The following is a 4,974-nucleotide window of genomic DNA, read 5'->3' as shown; positions in this document are numbered from 1 at the left end:
GCAAAAAGTAGTTATAAGCCAGAACAGCAGGCACCGCCGTAGCAATACCGACAGCAGTGGCGATCAACGCTTCACCAATTGGGCCCGCTACGACATCCAGACTGGCTGACCCCGTAGCTGAGATAGCTTTAAGTGCATTCATAATGCCCCAGACGGTACCGAAAAGACCGATAAACGGTGCGGTGGATCCGACACTGGCCAGCACTGACAATCCATTTTCCATCCGGGTTTGTTCGATATGCGCTTGTTGCCGAAGTGCATGCAGTAAAATCTGGCGTTTGTCTTCTGGCGATATGCCATCACCATTCATATCCTGTAATGACGCTAATTCAGCTAATCCTGCCTGACAAACGCGTGATAATCTGCCTTTGGTCGACGCAACTATCTCAGGCAATTCATCAATATGTTTTATCTGCGAAAACTGCCTTAAAAAATGACGGTCATAACCAGTATTACGGTAAAAGACAACAAACTTGGTGATAGCAACAGCCCAGATCAGGACCGATAAAAATGCGAGAAAAATAAGTACCGCATCAACTATATCTGGTACTGAATCCATAGAAGCGCTTTCCTTCGTTAAGTGAGTAGAAAAAACTGACCTAATATCAAAATACTGATGATTTAAACTGCGAACTTGCCTCAGAACACCAAACTATTTGCATATCTTCATCGGTCTGGGTCCCAAAAAAACGTTAAGTTTTTATGGCTCCCTACCTTCTATGCCAATTGAAAATGCAAAAGTGACAATTTTTTTTGGAATTTTTTTAAAAACGTTCTCTATGACTAAAATAATCGGCTCTATTCAGCAGCCTTTCTAGCGAAAACCAACGAAAGTGAAAGGGAAAATATCCTTAATTTGAATTTGGTGACTTAAACGTTAACGGCTGCCAAACTGCTGTTTTAGATGAAATCACGTCTCGCCCATCGTTAATCAGTTCTGGCGGTATCAGTATTACCGTTATGAAGCCATACCCCCCTAAGTAGCTAGATTTTAAGTTGTAAAAATCAATAGACAAATTGTGCCGAATAACATGCAACCTAATTGAATGGACTAGTATTACCATTCTGCATAAGGCGTTCCTTCTGAGGAAGTCAGCTGCGAGCCACTAAACACATTTGCAATACTGCCAGCATATTCATCTGAAATTGGCTTACTAAAGATCCATGTATCTTCACTATCCGTAATGGGATCAATTGGCACCTCTCTCAAATATTTTCCCTCAACCAAATCTTGCAAACTACTGGGGTATTCGTTGTGATCATTCAAATACTGATCGATAGCACTTCTCATCACAATCAAGTCATGGCGCAGCACTTTCTCTTTTGAACGATCGACTGATTCCATATATTGGGGTGCCGCCAAAGTCAGTATGAGAGCAATCAGGATGACTATTATTAATAAGCCAATAATCGTAAAGCCAGTTAATGTTTTTTTGTTCTCCATTCCCTTTCCTCCCATTTCATTCCTTAATGGATTTATATTTTTTATGCTCTCTTCTGCATGAAATTTATCTCTTGCTAATGCTTGCTTTACTTAAACCTTGCACTATTTACCGACTTATTTAGTTTTTCAGGGTTTAGGACCTTTTATGGCACCGCCCCCTAAATCATATAAAAATTTATGAGGATTTCTAACAAAAAAAAGGGTGTACCTGACTGGGGAAACAAGTACACCCTTCGCTCAAGTTCTAAGCAAAAACTTGCGTATCTGTGTCTTAAAAAACTCATCGGATCAAAGTTGGCATCAGATTTACTTCCTATCCAATTCTCATCAGTTTTCTACTGAACCAAACTCAGGTAATGAATAGTAAAAAATCTGCCTCCTTAGAATTTTTACTATGCCTCTGTCCCTAACAATAGACGGGCATATGTGGCTGTCCGAATCACCTATTCACCACACTCTTTAGTTCGTGCCTTTAATACTTACCAAGGTTGTGGTTGAATCCCTTTTGAGGCAGTCACAAATACACTGCCTTGATTTCATATCCCTAAACTATTAAAACCGCCATCTCATGCTAAGCCATGCCCCCCTTGGTGCACCCGGTGCCACAAAGTTTGTGCTATCCCATTCCAGAGAGTTATGGTTATAACCATCTGGTCCAATTGCGCCATAGGTTCCTGGTGAGAATGGGTTACGCCCTAAGGTTCCAGCGGTAAAGTACTCATGATCAAACACATTATTCACTAACAGATTGACGCTTAAATTTTCATTAAAGTTATAGGTACTTTGGACATTAAACGTCATATAACCGGGCACTTTACCCGGATTACTAGTGGGTTTTCTGGTTACAACCGTTTGTACACCACCATCATCAATTGTTTCGGTGAGTACTACACCACGACGGTGTTTGTTGTTTTCGTTACCACGTACATAACTTTCTGAGTGTGCAATCGCTGTTACCCCAATCTCCCATTTAGGGGTAATCATATAGCTCACCGTGGCATTTAAATTATGTAAAGAAACACCTGGCATCCGATCTCCCGGCCCAACATCTATCAAGCGGCTATAGTCGTAATTACCGATAAAATCTTCATAGGAGCTGCTATTGTCATTACCTGCAATGGTGAAATCATCTTCAAAGGTCGCGTGCGTCAGTGCATAGTTGACACTAAATCCCCATCTGTCTTTTTGACCAGATATACCCAATTCAATCCCTTGTCGGCGGGTATCTCCAATGGTGTCAAAGAAGTTACGATTACCAGGAAAAGTAATCAGATAGAGATCATCTTTTAAATTAGTTTGGTAGGCTGTGATATTCCACTGAATCCATTCATCCCAAAGACCACGGGCGCCAATTTCCCATGTCTCGGCTTTTATCTGAGGCAAATAGGGGTCACCCGATAAATTTGAAGGCAGAGAACATGAACGATTCTCTTGAAGACTTTTATAAGTACCCTTCGAGCCAACAGGTGTTTTATCCAAAGCGCAACCCAGTTCTATTACAGAAGGCACGCGAACACCTTGAGCAAAGTTTGCATAAATATTCAAATCATCCCTAGCATCCCATGCCACGCCCAGAGAGGGATTTAACGAGTAGTAACTAAAATCCTCCCTTTCTTCTGGATTTTTTAAATTTAATGAATCAATTTCTTCATAGCCGGTAGGACAATCAACTCCAGGTGGGCAAATATCATAACTGTCAGGAAATGCTTCCAATTGAGTCAAATCGAAAACAAATGTACCGTAGTTACGGGAAGCAATTTTATTATGCCCTTTAGTATCGTTATACCGCGCCGAAGCATTGAAGTGCCAGTTGCTGACTGGGCTCCACGTTTCACTGAAATAAAGACTTTTGGTTAATTGCTCGCCCTCAAAGTTATTATTGCTGATAGGTATATCCGCAGCGAGATACTGATCACGAATCTCATCAGGAGCATAATAAAATTCACGGTTTGGGGTGAATAAACCCAATTGTTGTGAAGTGGCATATTCAGCTGTGGGACGATCAATTGAGGCACCGATCATAAATTTGTGTTTTTCTGTGTTCCAGTTCAATTGAATGGAAGCGCCATCGGTTATCTGATCAATACTATTATCCGTAAGTACGGCTGTCGGGGTACCATCAATCACACCAGGATTGGTCTGACTATAGTTAGCGCCATCAGCCGTTTGAAACCCACCGTCAGGACCAGTTACTTTCAATTGGTTATTGTTTATATCACCTTGACAAACATCCGCATTAGTAGGGGGTTTGATTAAAAGAAGTTGTTTCACACCATTTTTGGTGTAATGAAAAGCAGCTTGTGATAAAGAATTAACAATAAACCCTTGAAGAAAACCGGGTTGAGCGGTAACAGTTTTTAAACCAGCAAGATTACTCTGCGTCTCGTATAGATAATCGGAACCTGGAGTGGGCTTTTCTAAATTAGTAAGTCCCCCAGGTTGCAGAATGTTACCGGTGTAAAAGTTTTTATCATAAGCAAAATATTTTTGTGCATAATCAACATAATAATCAGGCAACTCTGCATTTAATGCGTCCGGGTCCAATGCCTCAATTGCTGCAAAAGCATCCTCTAGACTTGCGTTTGCAAAACTCGTGAAAGCCGCTTGCTCTGCAGAACCATCAGCAACAACATAATAATCAGGTAGACCATAATCATTACTGGATTCAAACAAACAAGTATATTCCTCTCCTTCATTTAAATTACGCCTGATATAGTCATTGCCTCCAAATTGCGTATAAACATCAGCACCTTGTGAATCCCGTTTACTATTTCGTCTATAGACTTGTCCGGTGACGCTGAATTTATCATTGACTTGGTAGGCAGCTGCTAGCTGAAATTGCTGCAGTCTGTTTTCGGTGACGTCAGGCGAAGTGAAAACACCATTTCGATCTTGTCGATATTCTTCAGTTGGAATCAGCCCATTACCAACCAGATCTGTCTCTACAATTAACGTACTAAGATGTAGATCCAGTTTGTCACCACGATAACTGGCTTTACCAAAAAACTGGTTGACCTCACTTGGTGAATTTTCCCGCCAGCCATCTTCCATAAAAAAGCTGCCTGCCCCGAAGAATGCAATGGTGCCATTATTCCAGCCGCTCTCTGCCAGTAATTGTTCACGACCAAAGGAGCCTTTCATCACGTCAAAAACAGTATCTGTAAAGTTAAAACCATCTTTGGTTTTCATGGTGAATGCACCGCCCAAGGTGTTTAATCCAAAAATTGGATTGGAACCCGGAAACACATCTACACCAGCAATCGCGTTCATCGGAATCATGTCCCAGTTCACTACATCACCGAAGGGCTCGTTGACCCGGACACCATCTAAGAAAACACTTAACCCTTGTGGCGTACCGATTTGTGGCCCCGCCGTAAAACCGCGGTATTGAATGTCCATCTGGAAGGGGTTGCCCTGGTAATCGTTAACCGTGACCCCCTGGAGTTTTGAGTTAAATAAATCGGTCATACTTAGAGATCGGGCATCTCTAATCTCTTCAGCACTGATGCTTTGCACGTTCCCGGGAATTT

At 41.7% G+C, this 4,974-nt stretch carries 3 protein-coding genes; all 3 read right to left on the bottom strand.

Going from position 1 to position 4,974, the window contains the following annotated elements; all coding sequences use genetic code 11:
• Positions 1–559: MotA/TolQ/ExbB proton channel family protein (locus B3182_RS04355; RefSeq protein WP_292751686.1), on the bottom strand; the 559-nt coding region annotated here is incomplete at its 3' end.
• Between the two features lie 498 nt (positions 560–1,057).
• On the bottom strand, positions 1,058–1,444 hold the full coding sequence (locus B3182_RS04350) for a type II secretion system protein G (protein WP_292353444.1): 387 nt from the start codon (positions 1,442–1,444) through the stop codon (positions 1,058–1,060).
• Between the two features lie 552 nt (positions 1,445–1,996).
• Complete coding sequence (locus B3182_RS04345; RefSeq protein ID WP_292751683.1) at positions 1,997–4,960, bottom strand: TonB-dependent receptor; 2,964 nt, start codon at positions 4,958–4,960, stop codon at positions 1,997–1,999.
• Positions 4,961–4,974: the final 14 nt, after the last annotated feature.

Source organism: Methylophaga sp. UBA4204, from assembly GCF_002379485.1.
Classification (GTDB): domain Bacteria; phylum Pseudomonadota; class Gammaproteobacteria; order Nitrosococcales; family Methylophagaceae; genus Methylophaga.
Note: the sequence above shows the minus strand (reverse complement) of the source record. Positions and strands in the feature narration are given on the sequence as shown.

Bases quoted from the DNA above. Each gene is read 5' to 3' on its own strand.
- B3182_RS04350 (WP_292353444.1), bottom strand. From the start codon at position 1,444: ATGGAGAACAAAAAAACATTAACTGGCTTTACGATTATTGGCTTATTA.